This window comes from Pseudomonas sp. LBUM1670 (assembly GCF_059695695.1).
This window is the reverse complement of record NZ_CP166783.1, coordinates 3245748-3272333: the sequence shown is the minus strand read 5'-3', so window position 1 is coordinate 3272333 and position 26586 is coordinate 3245748. Positions and strand designations below refer to the sequence as shown.

Below are 26586 nucleotides of genomic sequence, written 5' to 3'. Positions count from 1 at the left end.
AAAAGGCCCCCGTGAGGGGGCCTCCAGAGTCAGCCATCAGAACGATTGGTTGGAAATGGCCAGCGAGTTGCTTTGTTGGTTACCTACACCGGCAGCCACGTTGACGCCGAGGTTGCCACTGCCGCCATTAACCGAACCACTCAGGGTTGCGGTGTTGGTCACAGGGTTTGCCCAGCCATTTGGGGTCAGGATTTGATAGGAAACTGTGTTGCTCAAATCCCATGCAGTGCTTTCGCTGTAGCTCTTCACTTCGTGTTTGGTAGAAGCGGACGATTTCTCGCCTGATTTTTCGAAAGAAGAGTCAAACGATTTTGCAAACGAGGAATCGAACGCTTTTTCGAACGAAGAGTCGGTCGATTTCGAGTGCTCTGTATCGATAGATGCATTGAGCGATGCGTTAAGCGATGCGTCGAACGACGCGCTGCGGGTGCGATCGCCATGGCCATAATTAACGGTAACGGATTTGGAACCATCCGCCGCTGCTTCCAGGGAAGCGACTACAGAAGCATGGCTGGTAGCGCTCTTATCCGTGCTTTTTGAACCGCTTGCATCAAAGTGCTTGGTACCGCTGACGTCATAACTGCTGGCACCGCTCTTGGCCCAGTTGCTGGAAGCGCTCTTGTCAATGTTCAATTCGGAATCATGGCTGAAAGAAGCACTACCGGTTTTGGTTGTGGTTAATGTCACCGTACTCAGGGTGATGTTCTGATCCGCCCTGTTATTCACGACCAGACCAGGACCGTTTTGATCAGCAGAGGCGGTGGCTGTTGCGTTGCCGAGTGGAGCATTGGAGTTGGCAATTGCCATGGTGTTTTTCTGTTGGTTCAGGTCGCCGCCAGCAATGTTGATCCCCATATTGCCGTTGCCGCCATTGCCCGACTGGCTCATCACCGCAGAGGCTGTGGTGTTGTAGTTGTCGACCTTGTTATTGTTGCTGTACTGCTTGACGCTGGCAGTGGCAGTGGCAACACCGAACACGAAGGTGTTATCGAGAGCGGAGGTGGCGCCAGCGTTCGCGATGGCGGCAGCGTTGTCCTGTTGGTTGCCGGCGCCTGCCGCCACGTTGATGCCCACGTTGCCGTCGGCGCCTGTGGCAGAGCCGCTCATCTCGGCGTTGTTCACAGTCCCTTCGTTACGGATGCGGTTGTTGGTACTGCTCTGTTTGTCGTAGGCATTGGCAGTCGCGTAGACAGGGATCTTTGTAGGAGGAGGAGTGTGGTGACCGTTGTTATTATGACCATTGTGGTGGTCATCGTTACGACGATCGTTTCCAGCTTGTACAGCAACAGCCATGAGCGCAGCAATTGCGAAAACCAGAGGCTTGAGTGCCATCGAAGGTTTCATGGTGATTCTCCGTACTTATTTTAGGTTAAGTGTTGTTTCCTACCTTTTTTGGGGTCAGTCCGCGACCCGTACGCTCAGGGTATTGGCCATTCGGTTTCCCACCCCGGCGCTCTGATTCAACTGAATTACCCCACGGCTACCGGTGAAAGCCTGGTCGCTGGTAGTGACCTGGCGATAGCCTGGTGCAGAGTCAGTAGGATCGGAGTTGTTGAGCAGCGCCACGTTCTGTTGCATGAGGACGCTGTCGTCGATACTTTGCGGCTGTTTACTGATGCTTATCCGCAGGGCATTGGCTTGCTGGTTGCTGGCACCCGCGCTCTGGTTGACACCCAGTACGCCGTTACCGTGGCTGAAGGAGTCGCCCTGAATGCTGGCTCGAGCATCCATCCTGGGGTCGACCTGTGTATTCAGCCGTTGGCGAATCTGAGTGGTCGCGCTGGCTCCGTCGCCTATGGCGATGGCCCGGGCGTTAGTCTGTTGCTGCTGATCGCCCGCAGCCTGGTTGACCGCGAGGTTGCCCTGGTACTGCATGCCCGAACCGTCGATGTTGGCGTTATTGATGACGGGAGGTTGGGCAAAGCTCGATGTACTGCAAAACATGGCGATAATCAGCAACTTACGATTCATCTCAACGGCCTCCCGAAATGACGTTCAGACCGCTCAGGCCTCGCTGGACGCTTGAATTGACCATGTTGGAAATACCGTTGCCCGAACCTCCCGAACGCCCGGCGGGGAGGTTGGAAAGCTGGTTTTGAGTGGTGATATTGCCTCCCAGATTGGTGTTGCCCAAAGTGACCAGGCGTGTGATGCCTGCACCACTGGCAACGTTGGCAAAGTCACCGTCGTTCAGTTCGTTCGTCTGATCGAGGATTAGCTTGGAGGGGTTGGCACTGACGGTCGTGGGGTTAGGGTCGGGAATCACTGGGGCTTGTACTGCGTTTCGCGTCTGGACATCACGTTTGATAATGATGATGCCGCCGTCTGCCTGTACCGACAGGCTGACGCTTGAGCCCAGTGCGCATCCGATCAGGAGGAGGCAGGTGCAGCCTTTATTGAAAGTCCCCACAGCGGCAATTCCTTCTTTTTATGGGCTGGCCCTGGTCAGCGATGTGAAGGAGAGAGCGAAAGCTGTGCCGTATTTTGAATTTTGTATTAATTCAACGGGTTATAAATTTTGTCCGGGAGGGCAGTGTCGGGGTTGTTTCACGTTTGAGACAGGCGCCGGCGATTGCAACCAACAAAAGCGGTTGCAATGCTCTAGATCAAGGGTTTGCGCCGAGGTGTATTACGTGCTTAACAGGTGGCGGGCGAAGTTGGTGCAGCCGTTGAAACGGCCTGTTTGGGGCGGGCTGGGTGTAACAGATATGGACACTTTTCCCCCAAAACAGGGGCTTTGCCGGGTGAAAAACCCCTGAAACCGGGTCAGGGTTCCAGCAGCAGAGTGACGGCTTGCAGTGCCTGCAGACGACGTTCCGCCCAGGTTCCCTGCAATATTTGAAAAGGCTGTTGATGGGTCTCCAGCCATGTCAGGGTTGCGTCGAAAAATGCTTGGCGCTCACTCAAATCGGGTTGGCAGCGCTGGCCATCGTCCGTCCAGTCGACCTGTTCGGGTGACAGCAACAGGTGCAAGTCGTACTGGCGAGCCAGCAGTGCCTGCTCAATCCACGCGGGGCAATCGCCAAACAGGGTCTGGCTCCAGAGGATGTTGCTCAGCAAGTGGGTATCGAGTATCAGCAGCGGCGATTGCCGGGCGCGGGCCTCGTCTTCCCATTGCAGTTGCCCGCGAGCGATGTCCGGGATATCGGCCAGGCAGGTATCCCGCGGGTTTTGCTCGATGAACCAGCGGACATATTCGTCGACCAGCACCCCGCCGAAATGCGCTTGCAGCTCGGCTGCGAGCCAGCTCTTGCCGCTGGATTCGGGACCGGTAAGCACCAGGACTTTCATGTGCGCAGCGCCGGGTCGGCGCGCCATTCTCGCCAGCCTTGTACGGCAATCAGGGTAAACAACGCATAGAGCCCGGCGGTCAGGTACATGCTCTTATAGCTAAAGAGCCCGACGAAAATCACATCCAGGGTGATCCACAGCGGCCAGCATTGAACGCGCTTTTGCGCCATCCAGACCTGTGCCACCAGGCTGAAGCCAGTCAACGCCGCGTCGAGCCAGGGTTGGGCTGCATCGGTCCAGTGCGCCATGGCCGCGCCGAGCAACAGACTGCCGAGGGCACCGATGGCCAGACCTGACACGATCGATTCACCCTTGAGTTGGCTAACCTGCCGCCCTTGCCGCGCCGCGCCCGCGCGCGTCCATTGCCACCAGCCATAGAGTTGCAACGCGGCGTAGATCACCTGCAACAGCATGTCCGAATACAGCTTCACTTCAAAAAAGACCCAACTGTAAAGCGACACCATGACCAGGCCGATCGGCCAGCACCAGGGGTTCTGTTTGACCGTCAACCAGACGGCAATGACACCGAGGGCGGCGGCAAACAGTTCAAGCCCGGACATGGAGGTTCCTTGGGGAAATCGTAGAGGGAGCGGATTGTACCGGGATTGTCCTGATGAGGCTTCTGTGGCGAGCGAGCTTTTGAGGTGAGAGGATTTTTGTGGTAAGAGGATTTTTGTGGCGAGGGGATTTATCCCCGTTGGACCGCGAAGCGGTCCCAAAAGATTTACGACTGCTTCGCAGCCGAACGGGGATAAATCCCCTCACCACAGAGTTTAGGGTTCAGGGTTCAGACTTCACCTCAGATTTCAGACTTCAGACTTCAGACTTCAGACTTCAGACTTCAAAGTTCAGTGTTTTCCTTGTTAAACCCGGAACTGCTTGAGCAACCCGTTCAACTGTTCGCTCAATTCCTTGAGACGCACACTCGCCACACTCGACTGTTGCGCCGCCAGTGCCGTGCTGTGGGACAAGCCGGCCGCCTGGGTGACGTTCTGGTTGATGTCCTCGACCACGTGGGCCTGTTGCAGCGTGGCGCTGGCGATGGAGGTGTTCAGGCCGTTGAGGTTGCGCAGTGCCTGGCCAATGGCATTCAGGCTCGCACCGGCGAGGCCGGCCTGTTCGATGGTCAGTTGGGATGCGCGGCTGCTGTCGCCAATGACCTTGACCGCCGCTTCAGAGTGGCCTTGCAAGCGCTCGATCATCGACAGGATCTCGGCGGTGGACTTCTGGGTGCGCTGGGCCAGCAGGCGCACTTCATCCGCCACGACGGCAAACCCGCGACCTTGCTCGCCGGCCCGGGCGGCCTCGATGGCGGCGTTGAGAGCGAGCAGGTTGGTCTGCTCGGCGATGGAGCGGATCACTTCCAGCACGCTGCCGATCTGAGTGCTTTCGGTGGCCAGGGTGCGGATGACTTCAACGGCCTGATCAATGGTGCCGGACAACTTGTCGATCTGTTGCAGGCTGCTGTCGATATTGACCTGGCCCTGCTGCGCCCGGGATTCGGCATCGCGCATTTCGCTGGCCGCCTGCTCGGCGTTCTTCGCGACATCCTGCACGCCGAACGTCACTTCATTGATGGCCGTGGCCACCAGTTCCATCTGCTGGGATTGCTGCTGACTGCGTTGCTGGGCCTGGGCGGCATTGTTGCCCAGCTCGCTGGACGACTGGCCCAGAGCGCTGGCGGACACCTGCAACTCACCGATCACCAACCGCAGTTTGGTGGTAAAGGCATTGAAGTGGCGGGCCAGTTGCGTCACTTCATCTTGACCATGGGTATCGAGGCTGCGGGTCAGGTCGCTTTCGCCGCTGGCAATGTTGGCCATGGCGTTCACGGTTTCCTGGAGTGGGCGCACGATGCTGCGGGCAATCAGGGTCACCAGCAGCGCCATGATGGCGGCAATCACCAGCCCGATGAGAGAAGCTTTCCAGACCTGGCCCATGAACTCGGCCTGCATGTCGTCAATGTACACGCCCGAGCCGATCACCCAACCCCAGGGTTCGAACAGTTTGACGTAGGAAGTTTTTTGCACCGGCTCGCTGGCGCCCGGCTTCGGCCAGCGATAGTCGATCGAGCCTGCGCCCTTGGCCTTGGCGAGGGCGGCCATTTCATTGAACACCGCAAACCCGTCCGGGTCACGGATCGCCGAGAGGTTCTGGCCATCGAGCTTCGGGTTGGCCGCGTGCATGATCATCACCGGCGTCAGGTCGTTGATCCAGAAGTAGTCGTTCTGGTCATAGCGCAGGCCGCGAACGGCGGTCAGCGCCTGTTTCTGCGCCGCCTCGCGCGTGAGTGTGCCGGCCGTTTCCAGGCCGTGGTAATAGGTCAGAATGCCGCTGGCCGTCTGCACCACGTGTTGGGTTTTCTGCGCCTTGGCGTGATACAGGTCTTCGTGGATCTGCTTGAGCATCAACACGCCCAACGTCAAAAGCATCATGACGGCCACGATCAAAATGAGCCACAAACGACGGCTGATCGACATACTTCGCAAGCTGTTCATAACGCTGTCACTCCGGTTTCTTTTTCTTGTAAAAAATAATCGCCAGCATCCAATCACACTTTGCCGATCGGGCATATTCGACCCAAGTCCTATAACGTGGCAGCGTTAATCGGGCTCGTCTGATAGGATTTCGGCCCCGCACGGAAAAACCTGAATCCAAGTCGATGTTTCACGGAATTTTTACGGTTCCGTCCGGATTCTGTGCGCGCAAGTCTTTCAGCTACGCTGACTGTTTTTGAAAAAAATACTAACGGGGCATGCCGTCGCGCATCGCTTCTTGGGGGATTGATGGATCTTTGGACCGCCTTGCAGGCATTGATACTTGGGGTTGTAGAAGGGCTGACGGAGTTTTTGCCCATTTCCAGTACCGGACACCAGATCATCGTGGCTGACTTGCTCAATTTCGGTGGTGAGCGGGCAATGGCGTTCAACATCATTATTCAGCTCGGCGCGATTCTCGCGGTGGTGTGGGAATTTCGCCGCAAGATTTTCGATGTAGTGGTTGGCTTGCCGACGCAGCCCGGCGCCCGGCGCTTTACCGCCAACCTACTGATTGCCTTTCTGCCTGCCGTGGTATTGGGGGTGATCTTTGCTGACCTGATCCACCATTACCTGTTCAACCCGATTACCGTGGCCACGGCATTGGTCGTGGGCGGCATCGTGATGTTGTGGGCGGAACAGCGTCAACACGAAGTGCACGCCGAAACCGTCGATGAGATAACCTGGAAAGACGCCTTGAAAGTAGGTTTGGCCCAGTGTCTGGCGATGATTCCGGGCACATCGCGTTCAGGCTCGACGATCATTGGTGGTTTGCTGTTCGGGTTGTCGCGCAAGACCGCCACCGAGTTTTCGTTTTTTCTGGCGATGCCGACCATGGTCGGAGCGGCGGTGTATTCGGGGTACAAATATCGCGACCTGTTCGTGCCGGCTGATTTCCCGGTGTTCGCCATCGGTTTCGTCACCGCGTTCATCTTCGCGATGATTGCCGTCAGAGGCTTGCTGAAGTTCATCGCCAGCCACAGCTACGCGGCGTTCGCCTGGTATCGCATTGCGTTCGGCATGGTGATTCTGGCCACCTGGCAGTTCGGCTGGGTTGACTGGAGCGCGGTCAAGCCATGAATGATGCCGGCGGGCGCAACAGTCCCGGACGCCGTTCCGGGGGTGAGATCCACAACCCGCGACTGAAACTGCTGGTGTTCGCACTCGTGTGCGCGCTGCCGCTGATGGGCTCGTTGTCGTTTTGGCTGCGAGGGATTTCGCTGATTCCCCTGGCGGCCTACGGCATCGTCAGCGTGTTGGCGTTCTTCCTTTACTGGAGCGATAAGCGCAAGGCCTGCACCGATAGCTGGCGTACGCCCGAGAACGTGTTGCATGCGATAGAACTTGCCGGTGGCTGGCCGGGCGCCTTGCTGGCCCAGCAGGTGTTCAGGCACAAGACGCGCAAGGTGTCGTTTCAACTGCTGTTCTGGATGATCGTGTTGCTGCACCAAGTGTTCTGGATCGATCAACTGTTCCTGGGTGCAAACCTGTTGGCGCTGTTCTAAAGCAGCAGCCCGACCTGCGTGCGCTTGGGCAGTTTGCTCACCACCAGTTGATGGGAACGTTGCAACAGACTTTGCAGTTCTTCGGCGCCCAGCGGGTAGGGCGTTTGCATGATGATCCACTGGGCCCGAGCGAGGTACGGCGCCGGATGAACGCCCGGGCGATCGCAATGCCCCAGGAACAGATCCTTGTCGACCTTGAAGGCGAGGGATTCGCCCCGCAGGTTCTGCAGGGCGAACATCTTGTTCCCGGCAATCGAAAACACCCGCACGCCACCCCACTTGTAGTCTTCCCGCGCACCCGGCAGTGCCAGACAGAACTGTGCGACAGCCTCTGCGCTCATGCGTCCAGCCTTCATATCAGTCGGTCCCCACAGGCATTGAATGATTCGATCAAATGGTCGAGCCAGGCGCGTACGGCCGGCATGACGCCACGCCGGTGAGGGTAGACCGCTTGCAGCCAGCCGCCCGGCAATGACCAGTCGGGCAGTATCTGCACCAGCGCGCCGCTTTCCAGCTCCTGCTCGCAATACATCATCGGCAGCATGGTAAAGCCCTGGCCGGCGAGGGTGCAGGCTCTGCGGACGATGAAATCGTCGATACCGAGTCGCGCTTCGAGTGCGAGGTCGTGACTTTGGCCCTGCTGGTCGAGCATACGGATGTGCACCATGCGGTCGGCTTCAAGGGCGCCGAGTACCGGTAAGCCCTTCAGGTCTTCGGGGTGGTTGATTTCCCGGCCTTGCAAAAAATCGGGACTGGCCACCAGCCACAGCTGCGCCTGACGCAAACGTCGGGTGACCAGTAAGGGGTCTTCATCCCCCAGCTCCCGCACACGCAACGCTACATCGATGCCCTCGGTCACCAGATCGACCCTGCGGTTAACCAGCATGACCTCCAGTTGAACCTGAGGGTATTTCTCCAGGAATTTACTGATCACCGGCGACAACATTTCATGGGCGAGGCCGACGGGAGCGGATACCCGCAAGCGCCCGCGAGGCTCGCTGGACATGCTGGCCACGGCTTCATCGGCCATCTCGGCTTCCAGCAGCATGGCTTGGCAGTGGCGCAAATAGCGTTCACCCACGGCGGTCAGCTTTAGTTGCCGTGTGGTGCGTTGCAACAGGCGTGCGCCAAGGCGTTCTTCCAGCTCGGCGATCCGACGCGACAAACGCGACTTGGGAATGCCCAGCAAACGCCCGGCCGCGGCGAAACCGCCGGCTTCGACCACCTTGGCGAAGTAGTAGAGATCATTGAGGTCTTGCATGGTCTTAACCCGATTGTTCTATCAGTGAGACGAACTATCACATTGTTGCGGTCTAATCAGCTATTGGTTTCGTCTGTAGGATTGTCTCCATCAGATCGCCCCGTGGCGATCCTCACCTGGAGATCCCACATGAAACTGCTGCATATCGATTCGAGCATTCTCGGTGACAACTCGGCTTCCCGTCAGCTGAGCAGTGAAGTCGTCAAAGCCTGGCAAACCGCCGAGCCGAGCGCCGTGGTGACTTACCGCGACCTGGCCAGCGATGCCATCAGCCACTTCTCCGCGACGACCCTGGTCGCCGCCGGCACCACCGCTGAACTGCGCAACGCCGCCCAGCAGCACGAAGCCGAGTTGAGCGCCTCGACGCTGGCCGAATTCCTCGCCGCCGATGCCGTGGTCATTGCCGCGCCGATGTACAACTTCTCCATTCCGACCCAACTCAAGGCCTGGATCGACCGCATCGCCGTTGCCGGACAGACCTTCCGTTACACCGAAGCCGGCCCTGAAGGCCTGTGCGGTGGCAAGAAAGTCGTGATTGTGTCGACTTCCGGCGGTTTGCATGCCGGTCAGGCCACTGGCGTGGCTCACGAAGATTACTTGAAGTTGCTGTTCGGATTCATCGGTATCACCGACCTCGAATTCGTCCGGGCTCACGGCCTGGCTTACGGTGACGAAGTGCGCACCAAAGCCATGGGCGATGCCCACACGCAAATCAGCGAGCAACTGTTCGCCGCCGCGTAAGGCTTGCGTAAAGATGTAAATCAGCTCGGGCGACACCCCAAAAAACTCTGTATTCTGCTCACGCAAGTGTCAGATACGGAGTTTTTTGTTTCTGACTATTTCTAACTGTCTCTTAAATCGTTCATGTTGTGGCCCAGGTTATGCAGTCGAGGGTTAACGTCCCCGTTCTGTAACGACCTTGGTGGCCGCAATCGCTGGTACAAGGCCGCTTCCTCGATATGTCGAAGGAGAACGGGCTTCCCGGTCAAGTAACAAAGGTGGGGCATCCAATGGTGCGTCTTTGTGCAACGTTACTGATTTGCCTGCTCAGCAGCCTGAATTCAGTGCACGCCGCGCCTGCGCTGCATCCTCACTGGAGCGTCGGCTTCCATGAGCTGAGTTTTCTCGATCCGCTGGATCTGCAACCGATGCGCGCCATCGCGTTCTACCCTTCCAGCGACCGGGAACACACCAGCAAACTCGAGGGCTACACGGTCGAGGCGGGCGAAGACACCCGCGTCGCCATTGGCCGTTTTCCGATGCTGATGCTGTCCCACGGCAACACCGGAACCCCGCTGGCCCTGCACGACCTCGCCACGTCGCTGGCGCGCAAAGGTTTTGTGGTGGTGGCGGTGATTCATCCCGGCGACAACTCCAAAGACCACAGCCGCCTCGGCACCTTGAGCAACCTGTACGGTCGGCCGATCCAGATTTCCGAAGCCATTACCGCGACCCTCGGCGACCGCATGCTCGCGCCGTTCGTCAATGCCGACCAGGTCGGCGTGATCGGTTACTCGGCGGGCGGGGAGACGGCGCTGATTCTGTCCGGCGCGACGCCGGACCTGGATCGTCTGCGCCGTTATTGCCAGGAACGCCCGGACGACCGCGATGCCTGCAACACCAAAGGCGAGCTGATCGTCGACCGTGATGACTTGCAACCGGTGGCCGATCCTCGTGTTCACGCGCTGCTGCTGATGGCGCCGCTGAGCCTGAAGTTTGGCCGTCACACCCTGGCCGACGTGCATGTGCCGGTGCTGCTTTACAGCGGCGACGGCGACAAACTGGTGGCCTTCGACAAAAACGCTGCGGCGCTGGCGCGCAAACTGCCGACCGCACCGGACTTCAAGTTGCTGGCCGGGGCAGGGCACTTCGTGTTCATGGCGCCGTGCAACGAAGAACAGATCGCGGCCATGCCGGCGCTGTGCACCGATGCCGACGGTGTCGACCGCGAAGGCATTCACCGCAACATGATCTCCGAAGCCGGGCGGTTTTTTTCCCATGCGCTGGGCAAACCGACCCGCGCCGGGATGCAAACCGCGGATCAATAATGTGGGAGCGGGCTTGCTCGCGAAGGGGCCATGACATTCAACATCATTGTCGACTGTTACACCGCCTTCGCGAGCAAGCCCGCTCCCACAGGGAATACAGTGTCAGGCCATTGCGCGGCGTTTCAGTAACAGGGTCAAACCCAGGCCGGTGATCGACAACAGCGCCGCACTGAAGAAAATCCACGAATACCCCAGATTCAACGCCACAGCGCCCATCAACGGCCCGGCAATCGCCAGTGCCAGATCAAAAAACACCGCATACGCGCTCAACCCCGCACCACGGCTGGAGTTGGGCACCTGTTTGATCGCCTCCACCCCGAGCGCCGGGTACACCAGCGACAAACCGAACCCGGCCAGGCCCGCGCCAATCAAGGCAAAACCGGTCGAAGGCGCAAGCCACAGCAACACCAGTCCCGCCGTTTCAATGCTCATGCAGGCAATCGCCGAGGTGAATCCACCGAAGCGGCTGATGCTCGAAATAAACAGCAGTCGCGCCAGAATGAAGCAGACTCCGAACACGGTCAGGCAGTACGCAGCACCGGTCCAGCCACGGCTGAGGTAATACAGGGTAATAAAGGTGGTCAACGTGCCGTAGCCGATAGACGCCAGACTCAAACTCGCGCCGAACGGTGCAATACGACCGAACACCGCCCAGAACGGCAGGCGTTCACCGCGAACCACCGGCACCGAGGGTTTGTTGCGGATCAGCACCAGCGCCAGGGCGGCCAGCAGTGACAGGGCGATCCCCAGACTGACAAAGCCATATTCCGCCACCATCACCACGCCCAGCGGCGCGCCAATGGCGATGGCGCCGTAGGACGCGATACCGTTCCAAGAGATCGAGCGCGCGGTGTGCTCAGCACCGACCTGGCCCATGCACCAACTGATGGTGCCGACGCCGATCAAACCCTGTGCGATCCCCAGCAGCAAGCGGCCGGCGATCAGGATCAACAGGCTCGTCAGCGGAAAGCTTTGCAGCAGCGTCGACACCAACGTCAGCGCACCGCTCAACACAATCCCCGACAACCCGTAAACAATCGAGCGCTTGGTGCCGATGCTGTCCGACATGCGTCCGGCCATCGGGCGGCTGAGCAGGGTGGCGAGGTATTGGGAGCCGATAGTCAGCCCTGCCACGACCGCACTGAAACCCAGTTGCTCGTGGACATAACCCGGCAACACCGCAATCGGCAGGCCGATGCAGAGGAAGGCAATAAAGGTATAGAAAACGATGGAGACGATCTGCAGGGTGATCGCCATGGAGCTTTGCGGTGGCAGTTGCTGCGCAGACATGAGGGCTCGTTCGCGGGCGGCGGTGGGAGAGCCGCATCATGGCGCGGGTTGGAAATAAAAGGAAGCAGGCTAACTATATTGTTTGCTGCCTGGCGCCGGGCTTTGAATTCTACGGTGTTATTGAGGGCCTCTTCGCGAGCAAGCCCGCTCCCACATTTGGAATGCGTTCCCCTGTGGGAGCGGGCTTGCTCGCGAAGATCCTGGCACCACAGCATCCCTTAGCCGTTGAATGCAAAAAGCCCCGTCACCAGGACAGGGCTTTTCATTTATAGCAAACGCTTAGAACACTACGCCTTGGCTACGCAGGTAATCATCATAAGTGCCGCTGAAGTCGATCACGCCGTTGGCGCTCAACTCGATGATGCGGGTGGCCAACGACGATACGAACTCACGGTCGTGGCTGACGAAGATCAGCGTGCCCGGGTAGTTCTCCAGCGCCAGGTTCAGCGCCTCGATGGATTCCATGTCCAAGTGGTTGGTCGGTTCGTCCATGATCAGCACGTTCGGCTTTTGCAGGATCAGCTTGCCGAACAGCATGCGACCTTGCTCACCACCGGAGATGACCTTGACCGACTTCAGAATCTCGTCGTTGGAGAACAGCATGCGACCGAGGGTGCCGCGAACCATTTGCTCGCCGCCCTGGGTCCACTGGCCCATCCAGTCGAACAGGTTGCAGTCGTCTTCGAAGTCGTGCGCGTGGTCCTGGGCGTAGTAGCCCAGTTCCGCTGCGTCGGTCCACTTCACGGTGCCGGCATCCGGGGTCAGTTCGTTGACCAGGGTGCGCAGCAGGGTGGTTTTACCGATACCGTTCGGGCCGATGATCGCCACGCGCTCGCCAGCTTCAACCTGGAAGCTGAAGTCCTTGAACAGCGTCTTGCCGTCGAAGCCTTTGGCCATGCGCTCGACGATGACCGCCTGACGGTGCAGCTTCTTGGTTTGTTCGAAACGGATGAACGGGCTCACACGGCTTGAAGGCTTGACCTCGGCCAGCTGGATCTTGTCGATCGCCTTGGCGCGGGAAGTGGCCTGCTTGGCTTTCGAGGCGTTGGCCGAGAAGCGGCTGACGAACGATTGCAGTTCCGAAATCTGTGCCTTCTTCTTGGCGTTGTCCGACAGCAGTTGCTCGCGGGACTGGGTCGCCACGGTCATGTACTCGTCGTAGTTGCCCGGGAACAGACGCAGCTCGCCGTAATCCAGGTCAGCCATGTGGGTGCACACGCTGTTCAGGAAGTGACGGTCGTGAGAGATGATGATCATCAGGCTGGAGCGCTGGGTCAGGATGTTTTCCAGCCAGCGGATGGTGTTGATGTCCAGGTGGTTGGTCGGTTCGTCGAGCAACAGCACTTCAGGATCGGAGAACAGCGCCTGAGCCAGCAATACGCGCAGTTTCCAGCCTGGGGAAACCTCGCTCATCGGGCCGAAATGCTGCTCGATGCCGATACCCAGACCCAGCAACAGCTCGCCGGCACGGGATTCGGCGGTGTAGCCGTCCATTTCGGCGAATTCGGTTTCCAGCTCGGCCACGGCCATGCCGTCTTCTTCGGTCATTTCCGGCAGCGAGTAGATACGGTCGCGCTCGGCTTTTACCTTCCACAGCTCTTCGTGACCCATGATCACGGTGTCGATCACGGTGAATTCTTCGTAGGCGAACTGGTCCTGGCGCAATTTACCCAGACGCACGTTCGGCTCGAGCATGACCTGACCGCCGGACGGCTCGAGGTCGCCACCGAGGATTTTCATGAAGGTCGACTTGCCGCAGCCGTTGGCGCCGATCAGGCCGTAGCGGTTGCCCGCGGCGAATTTGACCGAAACGTTTTCGAATAGCGGCTTGGCGCCGAACTGCATCGTGATGTTAGCTGTAGAGATCAAAGGTTTTTCCTGCGAAGCATTCAGAGTAGCTAGGGTTGCGGCAGTACCGATTCAGTACCCGTTTCCGGTATTCAAACCACGGGAAATGCATCCCGGTCAGAAGCGGAAGGTCCATCTGGCAATAAGTGGACAGCAGCATATGAAGCGCTTGGCCCGAGTCGAAGTGCGCTGAGACGGGGTTCATTCCCGTCGTCAACCAAGGGGGGCGCGTAATGTTTGGCGGCGATTGTACTGGTCTGGCTCTTTAAACGATAGGGCGTTGAGGCCACGCGGGTGCTTTGGCGGTATCAACGGACAGATTTTCACATTTCCAGGTTAACTATTAGTTACAAATCGTGACTAAAATGCCATCTTTCCACTGATGCCGACGGGCATGAATGCAGTTTGTTCACTCCTGACGTGTGACGATTTCCGTGAAAATCATCATTGCCGCTATTTATGTTGTATCGATTGCGTGCGTCCACCTGCGCGGTCGCGTGCGCCACAAACTGGGTCGCCAACTGAGCGATCACTCGTCGTTTCTGGCGCCGATCAATTGCTTCCTTTATCTGTTCTCGAAAATTCCCGACAAGCCTTACCTCGATCCCGCGGATTTCCCGGACCTGAGCCCGTTGCAGGCCCATTGGGAAGAAATCCGCGCCGAAGGCCAGAACCTGCTCCGGGCGGGTGAGATCAAGCGTTCGAACCAGTACGACGACGTCGGCTTCAACTCGTTCTTCAAGACCGGCTGGAAGCGCTTCTACCTCAAGTGGTATGGCGACAGTCATCCTTCGGCGATGAAGCTCTGCCCGCGCACCACCGAACTGGTGCAGAACATCGGCTCGATCAAAGCCGCGATGTTCGCCGAGTTGCCACCGGGTTCGAAACTGGTGCGTCATCGCGATCCGTATGCCGGCTCCTACCGTTATCACCTGGGCCTGGAGACGCCGAACGACGCCGGTTGCTACATCAACGTCGATGGCGAGAATTATCACTGGCGCGACGGTGAAGCGGTGATGTTCGATGAAACCTTCATTCATTACGCCGAAAACACCACCGACCAAAACCGCATCATTCTGTTCTGCGACGTCGAGCGGCCGATGAAGTATCGCTGGGCGGCGGCGTTCAACGGCTGGTTCAGCCGTAACGTGATGTCGGCGGCGGGCGCGCCGAACGATGTGGGCGACAAGACCGGTGGTATCAATCGATTGTTCGCCAAAATCTACAAGATTCGCCTGCACGGCAAAGCGTTGAAGAAGCGTAACCGCAAGCTGTATTACCTGGAGAAGTGGGCGATTTTTGGTGGGTTGCTGGCGATTCTTGTCTGGATCTGATTTTTGCGTTGCTGCTTATGACGCCTTCGCGAGCAAGCCCGCTCCCACATTGGACCTGTGAACGACACAGATCCAATGTGGGAGCGGGCTTGCTCGCGAAGGCGCCGGCACAATCACCGCATAACCGATGGATACCTAATGTCCGTCAGCCACTCGACCGCTTGGTCACTTTTTTCGCCGCCGCCGGTTTCTCCGCCGACTTCGGTTTCGCAGCGGCTTTACCACCAGCCTTACCCCCCAAACTGCGTTTAAGCAACTCGGTCAAATCGATAACATCCGCCGTCTTGCGCTCTTCCTCACCCGTCGCCGACTCGACATCCTCAATCTTGCCTTCATTCGCTTTCTTCTCGACCAACGCCATGATCTTGTCTTCGAAACTGTCGCGATAATCCTCGGGGCTCCAGTCGCCACTCATGTCCTGCACCAGCCGCTTGGCCATGTCCAGTTCACCCTTGGCCAATTCCGGTTTGGTCACCTCGGCGCCTAATTCCAGCGTATCGAGGCTGCGTACTTCCGCTGGCCAGCGCAGCATCACCAGCACCATCGCCGATTCCAGCGGCATCAGTGCAGCCAGGTGTTGGCGGGTGTGCAGCACAACGTGGGCGAGGGCGACCTTGTTGGTTGTGCTCAGGGTTTCACGCAATAGCGCATACACCTTGCCGCCGCGTTTATCCGGCGCCAGGTAGTAGGGCGTGTCGATGTTTTGAAGGGGAATTTGATCACTGTCGACAAAGGAAAAAATGTCGATGGTCTGCGTGGACAGTGGATGCGCCGATTTGATGTCCTCTTCGCTAAGCACCACGTAGCGACCCTTTTCGTACTGCACACCTTTGACGATGTTCTCTTTGGTCACCTCCTTGCCGGTGACTTTATTGATGCGCTTGTACCCCACCGGGTCCATGCTGCGGTTGTCCAGCCAGTCGAAATCCACCCCTTGGGAAGACGTCGCCGAGACCAGCGCCACAGGGATATGCACCAGCCCGAAACTGATTGCGCCTTTCCAGATTGCCCGTGCCATGGTCGTCTACTCGCGAGTGATGATCAGGTGACCCGTGGCCCGGCGCAAAAGTTTCAGCGGCGTGCAGCCCAGCCCTGGCGGGGGCTCAACTTCGTGTTACATCTTGCCGGCGTCGTTTGGGTTAACAAATCCGAACCCTGGGCGTAGCGTGTTATCGAAGGCTGTATCCCTGTAGAGAGGCTGCCCATGAACCGATTTGTGCTTGGCGTCACCGCGATGGCATTGAGTGGCGTGCTGGGCAACCTGGCTCAGGCCGACATCGCATTGCCGTCCATTCCGCTGCTGCTGGCCCAAAGTCCGACGGGCAGCACCAGCAATCCTTACAACAGCCCGATTCGCCGGGCCAACCCCAACAGCATGCAAGGCACACAGCCCGGCGCTCCGGCCATTCGCGGACCGAACACCGTGCCCGTACCGCGACCGCCGACACTCGATAACGGCGGCATCGGCAATCGCTATCCCCAAGACCGGACAGCGCCCGCCAGCCCACCGAAATTCATCCCCAATCCGCCCCATCGCGACGGGGACACCAGCAACCGTTGAGCGGCAGAACACACATTCTGTCAGCCATTCAGACGACAAAAGGAATCGTGCATGTTGCGTAAGACTCTTTTGGCCACAGTCTGTGCCAGCGCACTGATCACCACCGCTGCGCCCGTTTTTGCGGCGACCGTACAAGAATTGAAAAGCGAGCAGGGCACCCTCGAAGTTACGACGATCGTCAAGGGGCTCGACCATCCCTGGGCCCTGGCGTTTCTACCTGATCGACAAGGGATGCTGGTGACCGAACGGCCCGGCAACCTGCGCGTGGTCGGTGCGGATGGCAAGCTCTCGGCGCCGCTCAGTGGCGTACCGAAAGTCTGGGCCAAGGGCCAGGGCGGTTTGCTCGATGTGGTGCTGTCGCCGGACTTCAAGCAGGACCGCACGGTGTATCTGTCGTATGCCGAAGGCGGGGGTGAGGGCGGCAAGGCCAGTACGGCAGTCGGTCGCGGACAGCTGTCGGAAGACCTGACGGCGATCAACAATTTTAAAGTGATCTTCCGCCAGGAGCCGAAGCTTTCGGTCGGCAATCACTTCGGCTCGCGCCTGGTGTTCGACCGCGACGGCTATCTGTTCATCGCCCTTGGCGAGAACAACGACCGGCCCACGGCCCAGGATCTGGACAAGCTGCAGGGCAAGGTTGTGCGGATCTACCCGGATGGCAAGATCCCCGACGACAACCCCTTTGTCGGTCAGTCCGGCGTCCGCCCGGAAATCTGGTCCTACGGCCAGCGTAACCCGCAAGGCGCGGCGCTCAATCCATGGACCGGCGTGCTCTGGGAAAACGAGCACGGCCCGCAAGGGGGTGACGAAATCAACATCATCGAGCGTGGCAAGAATTACGGCTGGCCGCTGGCGACCCATGGCATCAACTACTCCGGCCAACCCATTCCGGAAGCCAAGGGCAAGACCGCCGAAGGCACCGTCTCACCGCGCCACGTCTGGGAAAAATCCCCTGGCCTGAGCGGCATGGCGTTCTACGACGCGGACCGCTTCAAGCCCTGGCAGCACAACGTGTTTATCGGTGCGCTGATCAGTCAGGAGCTGATTCGCCTGCAGTTCGACGGCGACAAAGTGGTTCACGAAGAGCGCTTGATGGGCGAGCTCAACAAGCGCATTCGCGATGTGCGGCAGGGGCCGGACGGGTATTTGTATGTGCTTACCGATGAGGGGGATGGAGCCTTATATAAGGTTGGTCTGAAGTAAGCCTTCGCGAGCAAGCCCGCTCCCACAGGAGACCGCGATCAACTGTGGGAGCGGGCTTGCTCGCGAAGGGGGCGGAGGATTCACCACAAAATTCAGTGATTAACCCCGGCTATACAAAATCACCGCCGCCCGCAACTTGCCCCGCCCGAAACTGCACATCTTCTCGAATTCCCCATGGCTGACCGGCAAATGCTGGCAGTCCATGGGCTGACGATGCTGGCTATGGTCGACATCCGGGTCGTGCAGGTAGACAAACTCTTCATCGCAATCGGTGACGACCACCCAGTGCGGCGATTTGGAACGGGTCAGCCGATAACTGCTGATCAACACCAGCGGCTGCCCGCCATCGGCCAGTAACCGTGGCAGGTCCAGCGGCCCGCCGAGCACCTGTTCGACGTCAGTGGCGTTCAACTGTGCCGCGAACTCCTCGTGCACCAGGCGCATGACGTCTTTTTTATGCTCATCGCGCACGCCATCGAGAAACAACGGCCCGGCCATGCTCACTTGCAAGCGCACGCGAAACCCGCGTCGCGCTGCCGCCAGTGCCAGGCCTTGAGGACTGCAGCCGCCGTGGCCCGAGGTCATGAACACAGTGGTCGCCTCGCGCCAGATCTGCAGTTCTTCGCGGCGCTCCAGCACGCGATCGGCGTGCAAGGCGCCCATGGCCATCAACAGGCACGCCGGGCCGCAGGTGAAATCGGTGGTCTGCGCATACCATGGCACCTTGATGCTGCGGGCATCGCGATGCTGAAGGATGCGTTTCTCCAGGCGCAGCGCATCGGCGTGGTCCTGGTAATAATCGTGAATCAGGGCGAAACGCCGATAACCGTTGCGCTCATACAGGGCAATCGCCGCGGGGTTGTCGATGCGCACTTCCAGCCGCAGGTAAGCGCAGTCATGCTCAAGGGCACACGCCTCGATACGTTCAAGCAATTGCTTGCCCAGCCCGTTACCGCGCGCCTGTTCAGCAATGGCAATCGAGTAGAGCCGCGCCAGCGACGTGCCTCGGTGAAAAAGCACCACCGCGTAACCCAGCAATTGCTCGTCTCGTTCAGCCACCAACAGCTGGCCGTGAGCCCGGGTGATCATCCACTGAAAACTGCGACTGGTGAGCCGGTCCGTGGTGAAGCATTGCTGTTCGAGTGCCAGCAACGCGGGTAAGTCTTCAACTACCGCCAAGCGAAAGACAGGATTCATATGACCGCCGTAAAAGTTGCGTAACGAAACGGGACTTTCGAAAAAGTTCGTGCTTAATAGGAAAGGTCTTGTTCTCCAACGGATCAATCACTATGTCAGCGGTACAGGGTCATTGGCGCGAAGTATCCGAGCAAACTTTGCCGGCGGCAACTTTTTTAAATGACACGGTTAGAACTTCCAGCCAGTTGATTATCATCGTCGAACGCAAGGAAGACTGGGCCTCCTACTTTCCCAGCGAAGACATCGTCACGGCTCAGGAATACCTTGAGCAGACCCGCGATAACGAGCAGGGCAAACGGGTCCAGGTGATCAACCTGTGCCGAAGCTACAAGTACCTGGGGCACGGTTATTACTGCTCGCTGCTGGCCGAAGCGCGGGGACACAAGGTCATTCCGTCGGTGCGGACCATCAGCGAACTGACCAAAAAATCTCTGTATGGCCTGGCCCTGGACGATCTGGAAAAACCGCTGGAAAAAGCCCTGAGCAATCATCTTTACAGCGATACCGAAGGCTTCACGCTGACACTCTACTTCGGCAGGACCAATATCGAACCGTTGCAGGATCTCGCACGACAGTTATTTGAAGTCTTTCCCTGTCCGATATTGTTAGTTGAGTTTCGTCGAACTAACGGCTGGCACATTGAAGGCGTCAAATCGGGTGCGCTGCATAAGTTGCGCGAGGATCAGGAAGATCAATTTGCCAACTCGCTGGACAGTTTCAGTCGCAAGATCTGGCGCGTGCCACGTTCGCGACGTTTGGCCCGTTATGACCTGGCGATTCTGCACGACCCGCAGGAAGCACTGCCGCCGTCCAACCCCAAGGCACTGGACAATTTCGTACGCGTCGGCAAGACATTGGGCATCGACGTGGAGCTGATCGAACGCAAGGACTACGCGCGCATCGCCGAATACGACGGCCTGCTGATCCGCGAGACTACCAGCGTCGACAACCACACCTACCGTTTCGCCAAGAAAGCCGAGAGCGAAGGGCTGGTGGTAATGGACGATCCGGCCTCGATCCTGCGCTGTACCAACAAGGTCTACCTGACCGACCTGCTCAAAAGCCATCAGCTGGGCATGCCCGCCACCGAAATTCTCTACAAGGAGCGACCGGAAGACTTCGAACGGGTCGGTGAGCGGCTGGGTTTTCCGCTGGTGTTGAAGATCCCCGATGGCTGTTTTTCCCGAGGCGTGATCAAGGTCGAAAGTCAGCAAGCCTTGCTTGAAGCGACCGCCGAACTGTTCGAACACTCGGTGCTGTTGCTGGCTCAGGAATTCTTTTACACCGAGTACGACTGGCGCATTGGCGTGCTCAACCGCAAACCGATCTTTGCCTGCCAATACTTCATGTCCAAGGGCCACTGGCAGATCTACAACCACAAGGCCAAAGGCCAGGACATCAACGGCGAATGCCGCACTCTGGCGGTTCACGAAGCACCGCGCGCAGTCGTGGAACTGGCGGTGAAAACCGCCAACCTCATCGGCGACGGTCTCTACGGCGTCGACCTCAAGCAGTCCGGCGACAAGGTGGTGGTGATCGAGGTCAACGACAACCCGAACATGGACGCCGGCATCGAAGACGCCTACTTGCACGACGATCTGTACTCGTTGGTGCTGGAAGAATTCGTCCGCCGACTGGAACTGAAACGTCGCGGTCAGGCCTGGTGATTCGCCGATGATCAAGAGCTTTCAACTGACTCACGGCGCACTTCACGCGGTCGAACGACTGGACGCCGAGGTGATGCTGTTCAGCAACCCGGATGCCGCCGAGCGCGACCTGCTGCACAGCCATTTCAAGCTCGATGAACACGCATTGGCCTCGGCGCTGGACCCGGACGAGGTGTCGCGCATCGAGTTTCACCCCGACAACCTGTTCCTGATCTGGAAGCGTCCGGAAAACTATTCCGGCGCGGGAAGCCTGGCCTTTGAAGTGTCGTCCTGCGGCTTGCTGTTTTGTGCGCAGCGTTTGCTGGTAATCGCCACTGACGATTCGCCGTTGCACGGGCTCGGCACCCGGCAGAAGTTGAACACGCCGCTGGATGTGCTGCTCGATTTGCTGTTCAACAACATCCATCACTACCTGGGCCACCTCAAGGTGATCAAGCTGGTCGCGCGGGAGTTGCAGCAGAAATTCAACGCGTCGATGCAGAACCAGCACCTGATCCAGATGTTCAACCTCAGCGAAAGCCTGATCTATTACATCAACGCGATTCACAGCAACGGCGCGGTCCTGACCCGGCTGCGCAACCACGCGGAAAAGCAGCGCTTCAGCGCCGAGGCCATCGGCCTGATCGACGACCTGATCATCGAAAACAACCAGTGCTACAAACAGGCGGAAATCTACTCCACGGTGTTCTCCGGGCTGATCGATGCCCGGGGCAACCTGATGAACAACAGCATGAACGGCCTGCTGCGCAAACTGACGCTGATCAACGTGGTGTTCCTGCCGCTGAACCTGATTGCGAGCATCGGCGGCATGTCCGAGTTCAGCATGATGACGGCGGGCACGCCGTGGTGGGTTTCGTATCCGTTGTTTCTTACGGCGATGATGCTTGGGGCGGGAGTGATGGTGATTGGGCTCAGGCGGTTGGCCAAATGAATGCATTGGCTGTCAGGCCGCCTTTGCGAGCAAGTCGAATCGTCGCACCGCCGTTCCCACAGTTGACCGAGTTGTACAGGAGAACTCGGTCAACTGTGGGAGCGGGCTTGCTCGCGAAGGCAATCTCAACACCACTGCAAATCCCGAATCAGGTCACTGGCTCGGCGTCGACTGTCTTTTTCCGATCCTGCAAACCACGGGTTACGAGATACAACAAGGGTCCGACGGACACAAAAATGGCGGTGATTAAAAGATAAGGAACCACCGATAGTGCGGACCGCCCACGCTTGCGCGCATCGCTGTACATCCAGACCCCGGCCAGCGTCGCCAGCAGGTAAAGATCAATCACCACCTGCGCCGTATCCGGCCGCGACATCAGGCTGATGCCAAACTCAATCAACGACTGCTCAGCCTGGAGCATCACCGAAACGGTGTAGCCAGCAAAAGCGATCAGGGCAATCATGGGCAGGGCGACAGGCTTCATGGTTTCCTTCCTTGGGACAATGAGTAGAGTCGCCAGCCTACCGAGTCGGATGAAAACTGGCCATTGACTTGCGTTCCGTGCCCGGCTAATTTCCAGCCATGACTTCCACCGTATTGCGCTGCCAGCCAAGCATTATTACCGCCATTCCTTATCTGGCGGGTTAGCTCACGACTGCAGCACCCAACCCGCCCTAGAGGCGGGTTTTTACTTTCTGTCTCCCGGGTTTTAAAACAACACACGGTCGGTGTAGGAGCTGCCGAAGGCTGCGATCTTTGCTTTTAAAGATCAAAAAATCGCAAGCCTTCGGCAGCGCCTACGCCGACCGTGTACAACAGGAGACGACCATGAGCAGCACGCCCGCCCAGCAGACCTTGCTTGAGCACTACGTCAAAAAGATTCTCGCCGCGCCCGTGTATGAGCTGGCGGTGCGCACGCCTTTGCAAGCGGCGCCGGCGCTGTCCGAAACCTTGGACAACCAGATCCTGTTGAAACGCGAGGACTTGCAGCCGACCTTTTCCTTCAAGATCCGCGGCGCCTACAACAAGTTGGTGCAACTGAGCGATGCGCAAAAGGCGCGCGGCGTGATCACCGCCTCAGCAGGCAATCATGCCCAAGGCGTGGCGTTGGCGGCGCGTGAGCTGGGAATTGGCGCGACCATCGTCATGCCGTGCCCGACGCCGCAATTGAAGGTGCTCGGGGTGCGCAGCCGGGGCGCCGAAGCCGTCCTGCACGGGGAGAGTTTTCCGTTTGCCCTGGAATACGCCTTGAATCTGGCCGAGCAAACCGGTCGCAACTTCGTCTCACCTTTCGACGACCCGGACGTGATCGCAGGGCAGGGCACCGTCGCGATGGAAATCCTGCGCCAGCACCAAGGACCGCTCGACGCAATCTTCGTGCCGGTGGGCGGTGGCGGCTTGATCGCGGGCATCGCCGCGTACGTCAAATACCTGCGACCTGAAGTCCGCATCATCGGCGTCGAGTCCGAACATTCCGCCTGTCTGTCTGCTGCCTTACAGGCTGGTGAGCGCGTCGTTCTACCCAGCGTAGGAACGTTCGCCGATGGCGTCGCCGTCGCTCAGATCGGTGCTTATGGTTTCGACATCTGCCGGTTTTGCGTCGATGAAGTGCTGACCGTCAGCAACGACGAGCTCTGCGCGGCGATCAAGAACATCTACGACGATACCCGCTCGATCACCGAGCCTTCTGGCGCGTTGGCCGTGGCTGGCATCAAAAAGTACGTGGCGCAGACCGGCGTGCGTGGTCAAACGTTGGTGGCTATCGACTCAGGTGCCAACATCAATTTCGACAGTTTGCGCCATGTCGCCGAACGCGCCGCATTGAGCGACGCTCCGGCATGAGTGGGTGCAGTAGGCCGATCACACAAGGATTTGCACACCCAATCTCTGTGGGAGCGGGCTTGCTCGCGAAAGCGGTGTGTCAATCAACAGAGATGCTCACTGAAACACCGCCTTCGCGAGCAAGCCCGCTCCCACAGGTTTTGCTCAGAAGGGACTGAGTGGGTTATTCCTGAACGGCTTTTTCGACCTTGCTTGACGCCGACCAGATCCGGTAACGAACTTCTACGTCCTTGGGCACGTACAGCACAATCGGCAGTTTACTGTTGTAGCGCAACATGAAACCGTCACCAACCACCGGCACGAAGCCCTGTTCGCTTTTGCCATCGGGGCAGGCCATCAGCGTGCTCGTCGGGCCGATCACTTTTTCCAGTCGGTAGAACGGATAACCCCAGCCCTCGAGGTTTTTCTCCTCGAGCATGCCCCCCAGACGTTGGCGATTACAGTCCACGGTCAAAGTCTTGCCGGCCAGAATCTCGACCCGGTGGCTGTCCTCCTGGCTCTGAGGGGCGAGGTGAATGACCTGGCGGGTGAAACCGCTTTCGGATTTGGGGAAGGGCGCGACGTCTTCGAGTTTCGTCGCCTGAACGACAGTCGATAGCCCGGCAACAATCAGCCCGACGGTAGTGATACGGGTCAATGAACCCATGATGCCTCCTTGCGTGTGAGTAGGGTCAGCGGATACTGAATGGAGTGGCCGCATTTTTACTGCCATGGGCGGCCAATGCAAACCTGGACTCATCAGGTTGCAATTTGCAGGGACCAAAACCTGCTCTCTTGCAAATTGCATGAGGGAATTTATAGACGAGTTTGATAAACCATTGATTTACCGATGAGCTGCAGGGCGAAATTCGAGGCATGTTTTATGCTGTAGCTGTTCTTAAAGCTGACCGGGGTTTACAGAGTCAGTATTTGCTCTTTGTTTGGCAGTCTCACACTCAGGAGAGGGTCGTCATGTTTCTATCTGCCTTGGAACTCCGCAACATCGTAGAAAGCAGTTTTTTGCCGAAACGTTGTCAATGCACGCTGTCGCCGGACCTGAAAATGACCGTCAAGGTGTACTCGGACGGTGAAACCGATCAAGTGGATCTATTGAAAACTGGCATCGATGCCAAGTCGCTCAATGGATGTCGGGAAATAAACGACCTGATCGTCGCATTGCGCTCAGACATGCAGCTTCAGGCAAACACGCAGACGCTGCACCCCAACCGGCAAGCGCATTAACTCGCCGTCGTAACCTCCGGGTCTGGCAAAAACGCCAGACCCGCGGCTCGTTCATTCAATCAATTCTGATATCTGCATGCATCGGACCATTTGCGATACGTGATCTCTGCGGGTTTGCCCGATGCGTCGATGTACTTCATGTCAGCCGTAATGATTTTGCATTCCAGGGTCGAGGGTTCGGTCAGCGAAACGACCTTGGCCACGTGCAACGGCATGCCATATTCATAAGGCACTGCTTGCGAGGAAGCAGTGTCGTTGGCCTGGGCCAGCCCGGCAAAACCGGTGCAGGCGAGGGCGGCGGTAACCAGCAAAGTGCGCATGTTCATGAGCGATCTCCAGTGCAGACGGATAGTCAGCTCGACATAACGGGCGTCGAGCCTGCCGCACTGGGCGTCAGAAGAACCTGAGAGCGTGCGGTCCAGTAAAGTCTTGGACCGCAGCGTTAAGCGATGGTTAACCTGGCTGAATGCCGCCTGTCGTGAGGGGCGATTCTGTCAGGCGTTTCGTTGGGGTAAGAATCTTCGGTAGCTTCGGCTTCGTCCTACAAGGATGGATGCTTTGTCGACTTTCGGCTGATGGGGCGTAGCGATTACTGTTTGGGCTCGCTGCAAAATCAGCGAACAGGTTTGGTCACCTGATTCCATCACATAGTGTGCCATCATTTGCTTCGCGGACTTCCAAGTCCTCGTAGTGCGTTGCAATGGCGGCTGTGTGCTGGACGCCTTCGGGCGAACCGATTTGATGGTTTCGGTTGACCAAGCCTGTACACAGCCGCCTCCCATCGTTTGGTCACGGTGCTGGCGTTATTTGCTTACCATCGAGAAATAACCATGCCAACGATAAATCCATTCCCCGATCGCTACCGTTCAATCAAAAGCAGCGTCACCGCCTCATCCCCCCTGGTCATCGACACAGAAGCCAACCCCCAGGACATCCTCGAAGCCGCCCTCCAGCGCATCCGCGCTTCCAGTGATTTACTGGAAACGCTCCATATCCAATGTTTCAAGGACGGCGACGTGCAGGACATCCCGCACATCACGCATGCGCTTTACCTGCTGAGTCAGGACGGTTGCGATTTACTGAAGGTTGCGCAGCAAAGAATGCTGAGCTGGAAAGCGCCTGTCTGACGCCGCACCTGCAAAATGAGCCTGCCTCTTGTGGGCAGGCTTTGAAGCCTCGCCAACCGTCATGCGGCGGGGGCGGGCGCTCTGCTTAAAAACAGTTTCAAGCCTTGTTGATACTGCTCCGCATCCATGGCATCGCTTTGTTTGGGGATGAGATACGCCTTTCCCTTACGATCCAGTTCGGCACAAGCAACCAAGTAGAAATCGGGTTTCTCCCTCACTCGCACAATTTGTCCCCACGCTAACCCGCTCTTGATGCCCTTGGGCCTGATCACGGTGAAACCTTGGTCATCGAGTTGAAGGCGATAAGCTCCTTCAGCGGCTTTGAGGTTTGCGCGCAACCTGGCTTCGATAAGGCGCTGGTTCAGGCCGCCAAAAGTTGTGCGCGACTTAGTACGGTTGACTGCAATTCGATCACGCAAATAGCGCAGAAGACGACTAGCGCCGAACCACCAGAGTGGGACCAAAATCACCCCGAACAGAACTACGGAAATGACCTTCTCGGTTGTGAACCGGCGATCAGGTAAATAGATTGCCAGCGCGGCGGCAACAAGGCACAGGACAAACAGCAAAGGCGAGAGCAGGCGGTCCTGCCAACGTTCGACGTGGTCCTGCATTTTGCCTAGCTGCTGATCATGCTTGAGCATTTCGCGCTCCAGCAGTTCAACCAAACGAGTCTGAGTAAGTGCGGGGGTTATGGTGAAATGAAGTTCCATGGGCTGAGTT

Annotated in this window: 28 protein-coding genes; 12 read left to right on the top strand and 16 right to left on the bottom strand. The window is 58.2% G+C overall.

Annotated elements, in window-relative coordinates; genetic code table 11:
- Positions 1–36: 36 nt before the first annotated feature.
- From fapC to ACA073_RS14740, 6 genes are all read right to left on the bottom strand, one after another.
- On the bottom strand, positions 37–1344 hold the full coding sequence (gene fapC, locus ACA073_RS14765) for an amyloid-like fimbrin subunit FapC (RefSeq protein WP_497397209.1): 1308 nt from the start codon (positions 1342–1344) through the stop codon (positions 37–39).
- Positions 1345–1398: 54 nt separating this feature from the next.
- The gene (gene fapB, locus ACA073_RS14760) at positions 1399–1971 is read right to left on the bottom strand and encodes a fibril amyloid subunit FapB (protein WP_497397207.1); all 573 of its coding nucleotides are present in this window, start codon (positions 1969–1971) and stop codon (positions 1399–1401) included.
- Position 1972: 1 nt separating this feature from the next.
- Positions 1973–2410: a functional amyloid chaperone FapA gene (fapA, locus tag ACA073_RS14755; RefSeq protein ID WP_497397205.1), complete on the bottom strand. Its 438-nt coding sequence runs from the start codon at positions 2408–2410 to the stop codon at positions 1973–1975.
- Positions 2411–2766: 356 nt separating this feature from the next.
- On the bottom strand, positions 2767–3291 hold the full coding sequence (locus ACA073_RS14750; protein WP_497404103.1) for an AAA family ATPase: 525 nt from the start codon (positions 3289–3291) through the stop codon (positions 2767–2769).
- On the bottom strand, positions 3288–3851 hold the full coding sequence (gene pnuC / locus ACA073_RS14745) for a nicotinamide riboside transporter PnuC (protein ID WP_497397203.1): 564 nt from the start codon (positions 3849–3851) through the stop codon (positions 3288–3290). The genes ACA073_RS14750 and pnuC overlap by 4 nt, the downstream gene beginning before the upstream one ends.
- 303 nt (positions 3852–4154) lie before the next feature.
- The gene (locus ACA073_RS14740; protein ID WP_497397201.1) at positions 4155–5789 is read right to left on the bottom strand and encodes a methyl-accepting chemotaxis protein; all 1635 of its coding nucleotides are present in this window, start codon (positions 5787–5789) and stop codon (positions 4155–4157) included.
- 288 nt (positions 5790–6077) lie between these two features.
- On the opposite strand from ACA073_RS14740, the gene ACA073_RS14735 reads away from it, so the two are divergent.
- Together ACA073_RS14735 and ACA073_RS14730 are read left to right on the top strand one after the other, a co-directional pair.
- Entirely contained in the window at positions 6078–6908 is an 831-nt protein-coding gene (locus ACA073_RS14735; protein ID WP_497397199.1) for an undecaprenyl-diphosphate phosphatase, read from the top strand.
- Entirely contained in the window at positions 6905–7333 is a 429-nt protein-coding gene (locus tag ACA073_RS14730) for a DUF1294 domain-containing protein (RefSeq protein ID WP_497397197.1), read from the top strand. Before ACA073_RS14735 ends, ACA073_RS14730 begins: the two co-directional genes overlap by 4 nt.
- Here ACA073_RS14730 and ACA073_RS14725 read toward each other — a convergent pair.
- Together ACA073_RS14725 and ACA073_RS14720 are read right to left on the bottom strand one after the other, a co-directional pair.
- A complete protein-coding gene (locus ACA073_RS14725; protein WP_497397195.1) occupies positions 7330–7689 on the bottom strand; it encodes an MmcQ/YjbR family DNA-binding protein in 360 nt (119 codons plus the stop codon). The two genes, ACA073_RS14730 and ACA073_RS14725, sit on opposite strands and share 4 nt — an antisense overlap.
- Positions 7686–8594 (bottom strand): LysR substrate-binding domain-containing protein, encoded by a 909-nt coding sequence (locus tag ACA073_RS14720; protein ID WP_497397193.1) that lies wholly within the window; start codon positions 8592–8594, stop codon positions 7686–7688. The genes ACA073_RS14725 and ACA073_RS14720 overlap by 4 nt, the downstream gene beginning before the upstream one ends.
- Positions 8595–8723: 129 nt before the next feature.
- Here ACA073_RS14720 and ACA073_RS14715 point away from each other — a divergent pair, with 129 nt between their 5' ends.
- A complete protein-coding gene (locus tag ACA073_RS14715) occupies positions 8724–9335 on the top strand; it encodes an FMN-dependent NADH-azoreductase (RefSeq protein ID WP_497397191.1) in 612 nt (203 codons plus the stop codon).
- 269 nt (positions 9336–9604) lie between these two features.
- Entirely contained in the window at positions 9605–10642 is a 1038-nt protein-coding gene (locus tag ACA073_RS14710; protein WP_497397189.1) for an alpha/beta hydrolase family protein, read from the top strand.
- 102 nt (positions 10643–10744) lie between these two features.
- Here the strand turns inward: ACA073_RS14710 and ACA073_RS14705 are convergent, their stop codons facing one another.
- Positions 10745–11932: an MFS transporter gene (locus ACA073_RS14705; protein ID WP_497397187.1), complete on the bottom strand. Its 1188-nt coding sequence runs from the start codon at positions 11930–11932 to the stop codon at positions 10745–10747.
- A gap of 279 nt (positions 11933–12211) precedes the next feature.
- Positions 12212–13801 carry an ABC-F family ATPase gene (locus ACA073_RS14700; RefSeq protein ID WP_497397185.1) on the bottom strand — a complete coding sequence of 530 codons (1590 nt, stop codon included), beginning with the start codon at positions 13799–13801 and terminating at the stop codon, positions 12212–12214.
- Positions 13802–14214: 413 nt separating this feature from the next.
- Between ACA073_RS14700 and lpxO the strand changes: the two genes are divergently transcribed.
- Entirely contained in the window at positions 14215–15114 is a 900-nt protein-coding gene (gene lpxO / locus ACA073_RS14695; RefSeq protein ID WP_497397183.1) for a lipid A hydroxylase LpxO, read from the top strand.
- 145 nt (positions 15115–15259) lie between these two features.
- Here the strand turns inward: lpxO and ku are convergent, their stop codons facing one another.
- Positions 15260–16132 (bottom strand): non-homologous end joining protein Ku, encoded by an 873-nt coding sequence (ku, locus tag ACA073_RS14690; RefSeq protein WP_497397181.1) that lies wholly within the window; start codon positions 16130–16132, stop codon positions 15260–15262.
- A gap of 186 nt (positions 16133–16318) precedes the next feature.
- Here ku and ACA073_RS14685 point away from each other — a divergent pair, with 186 nt between their 5' ends.
- Positions 16319–16675 (top strand): hypothetical protein, encoded by a 357-nt coding sequence (locus ACA073_RS14685; RefSeq protein WP_497397179.1) that lies wholly within the window; start codon positions 16319–16321, stop codon positions 16673–16675.
- 51 nt (positions 16676–16726) lie between these two features.
- Positions 16727–17878, top strand: a complete 1152-nt coding sequence (locus ACA073_RS14680; RefSeq protein ID WP_497397177.1) for a PQQ-dependent sugar dehydrogenase — start codon at positions 16727–16729, stop codon at positions 17876–17878.
- A 99-nt stretch (positions 17879–17977) separates the two neighbouring features.
- Here ACA073_RS14680 and rimI read toward each other — a convergent pair whose 3' ends face one another.
- Entirely contained in the window at positions 17978–19075 is a 1098-nt protein-coding gene (rimI, locus tag ACA073_RS14675; protein WP_497397175.1) for a ribosomal protein S18-alanine N-acetyltransferase, read from the bottom strand.
- A gap of 92 nt (positions 19076–19167) precedes the next feature.
- Between rimI and ACA073_RS14670 the strand changes: the two genes are divergently transcribed.
- Together ACA073_RS14670 and ACA073_RS14665 are read left to right on the top strand one after the other, a co-directional pair.
- Positions 19168–20742 (top strand): RimK family ATP-grasp domain-containing protein, encoded by a 1575-nt coding sequence (locus ACA073_RS14670; RefSeq protein ID WP_497397173.1) that lies wholly within the window; start codon positions 19168–19170, stop codon positions 20740–20742.
- A 7-nt stretch (positions 20743–20749) separates the two neighbouring features.
- Complete coding sequence (locus ACA073_RS14665; RefSeq protein WP_497397171.1) at positions 20750–21673, top strand: magnesium transporter CorA family protein; 924 nt, start codon at positions 20750–20752, stop codon at positions 21671–21673.
- Positions 21674–21821: 148 nt separating this feature from the next.
- Here ACA073_RS14665 and ACA073_RS14660 read toward each other — a convergent pair whose 3' ends face one another.
- The gene (locus ACA073_RS14660; protein ID WP_497397169.1) at positions 21822–22157 is read right to left on the bottom strand and encodes a DUF2834 domain-containing protein; all 336 of its coding nucleotides are present in this window, start codon (positions 22155–22157) and stop codon (positions 21822–21824) included.
- Positions 22158–22501: 344 nt separating this feature from the next.
- On the opposite strand from ACA073_RS14660, the gene ilvA reads away from it, so the two are divergent.
- On the top strand, positions 22502–23515 hold the full coding sequence (gene ilvA, locus ACA073_RS14655; protein ID WP_497397167.1) for a threonine ammonia-lyase, biosynthetic: 1014 nt from the start codon (positions 22502–22504) through the stop codon (positions 23513–23515).
- A 163-nt stretch (positions 23516–23678) separates the two neighbouring features.
- Here the strand turns inward: ilvA and eco are convergent, their stop codons facing one another.
- The gene (eco, locus tag ACA073_RS14650) at positions 23679–24161 is read right to left on the bottom strand and encodes a serine protease inhibitor ecotin (RefSeq protein ID WP_497397165.1); all 483 of its coding nucleotides are present in this window, start codon (positions 24159–24161) and stop codon (positions 23679–23681) included.
- Between the two features lie 305 nt (positions 24162–24466).
- Between eco and ACA073_RS14645 the strand changes: the two genes are divergently transcribed.
- Complete coding sequence (locus ACA073_RS14645; protein WP_497397163.1) at positions 24467–24736, top strand: DUF1652 domain-containing protein; 270 nt, start codon at positions 24467–24469, stop codon at positions 24734–24736.
- A 59-nt stretch (positions 24737–24795) separates the two neighbouring features.
- On the opposite strand, the gene ACA073_RS14640 is transcribed toward ACA073_RS14645, so the two are convergent.
- Entirely contained in the window at positions 24796–25062 is a 267-nt protein-coding gene (locus tag ACA073_RS14640) for a DUF2790 domain-containing protein (protein WP_497397161.1), read from the bottom strand.
- A 504-nt stretch (positions 25063–25566) separates the two neighbouring features.
- Here ACA073_RS14640 and ACA073_RS14635 point away from each other — a divergent pair.
- Positions 25567–25863: a hypothetical protein gene (locus ACA073_RS14635; RefSeq protein WP_497404102.1), complete on the top strand. Its 297-nt coding sequence runs from the start codon at positions 25567–25569 to the stop codon at positions 25861–25863.
- Between the two features lie 59 nt (positions 25864–25922).
- Here the strand turns inward: ACA073_RS14635 and ACA073_RS14630 are convergent, their stop codons facing one another.
- Positions 25923–26576 carry a YcxB family protein gene (locus ACA073_RS14630; RefSeq protein WP_497397159.1) on the bottom strand — a complete coding sequence of 218 codons (654 nt, stop codon included), beginning with the start codon at positions 26574–26576 and terminating at the stop codon, positions 25923–25925.
- Between the last annotated feature and the right edge of the window lie 10 nt (positions 26577–26586).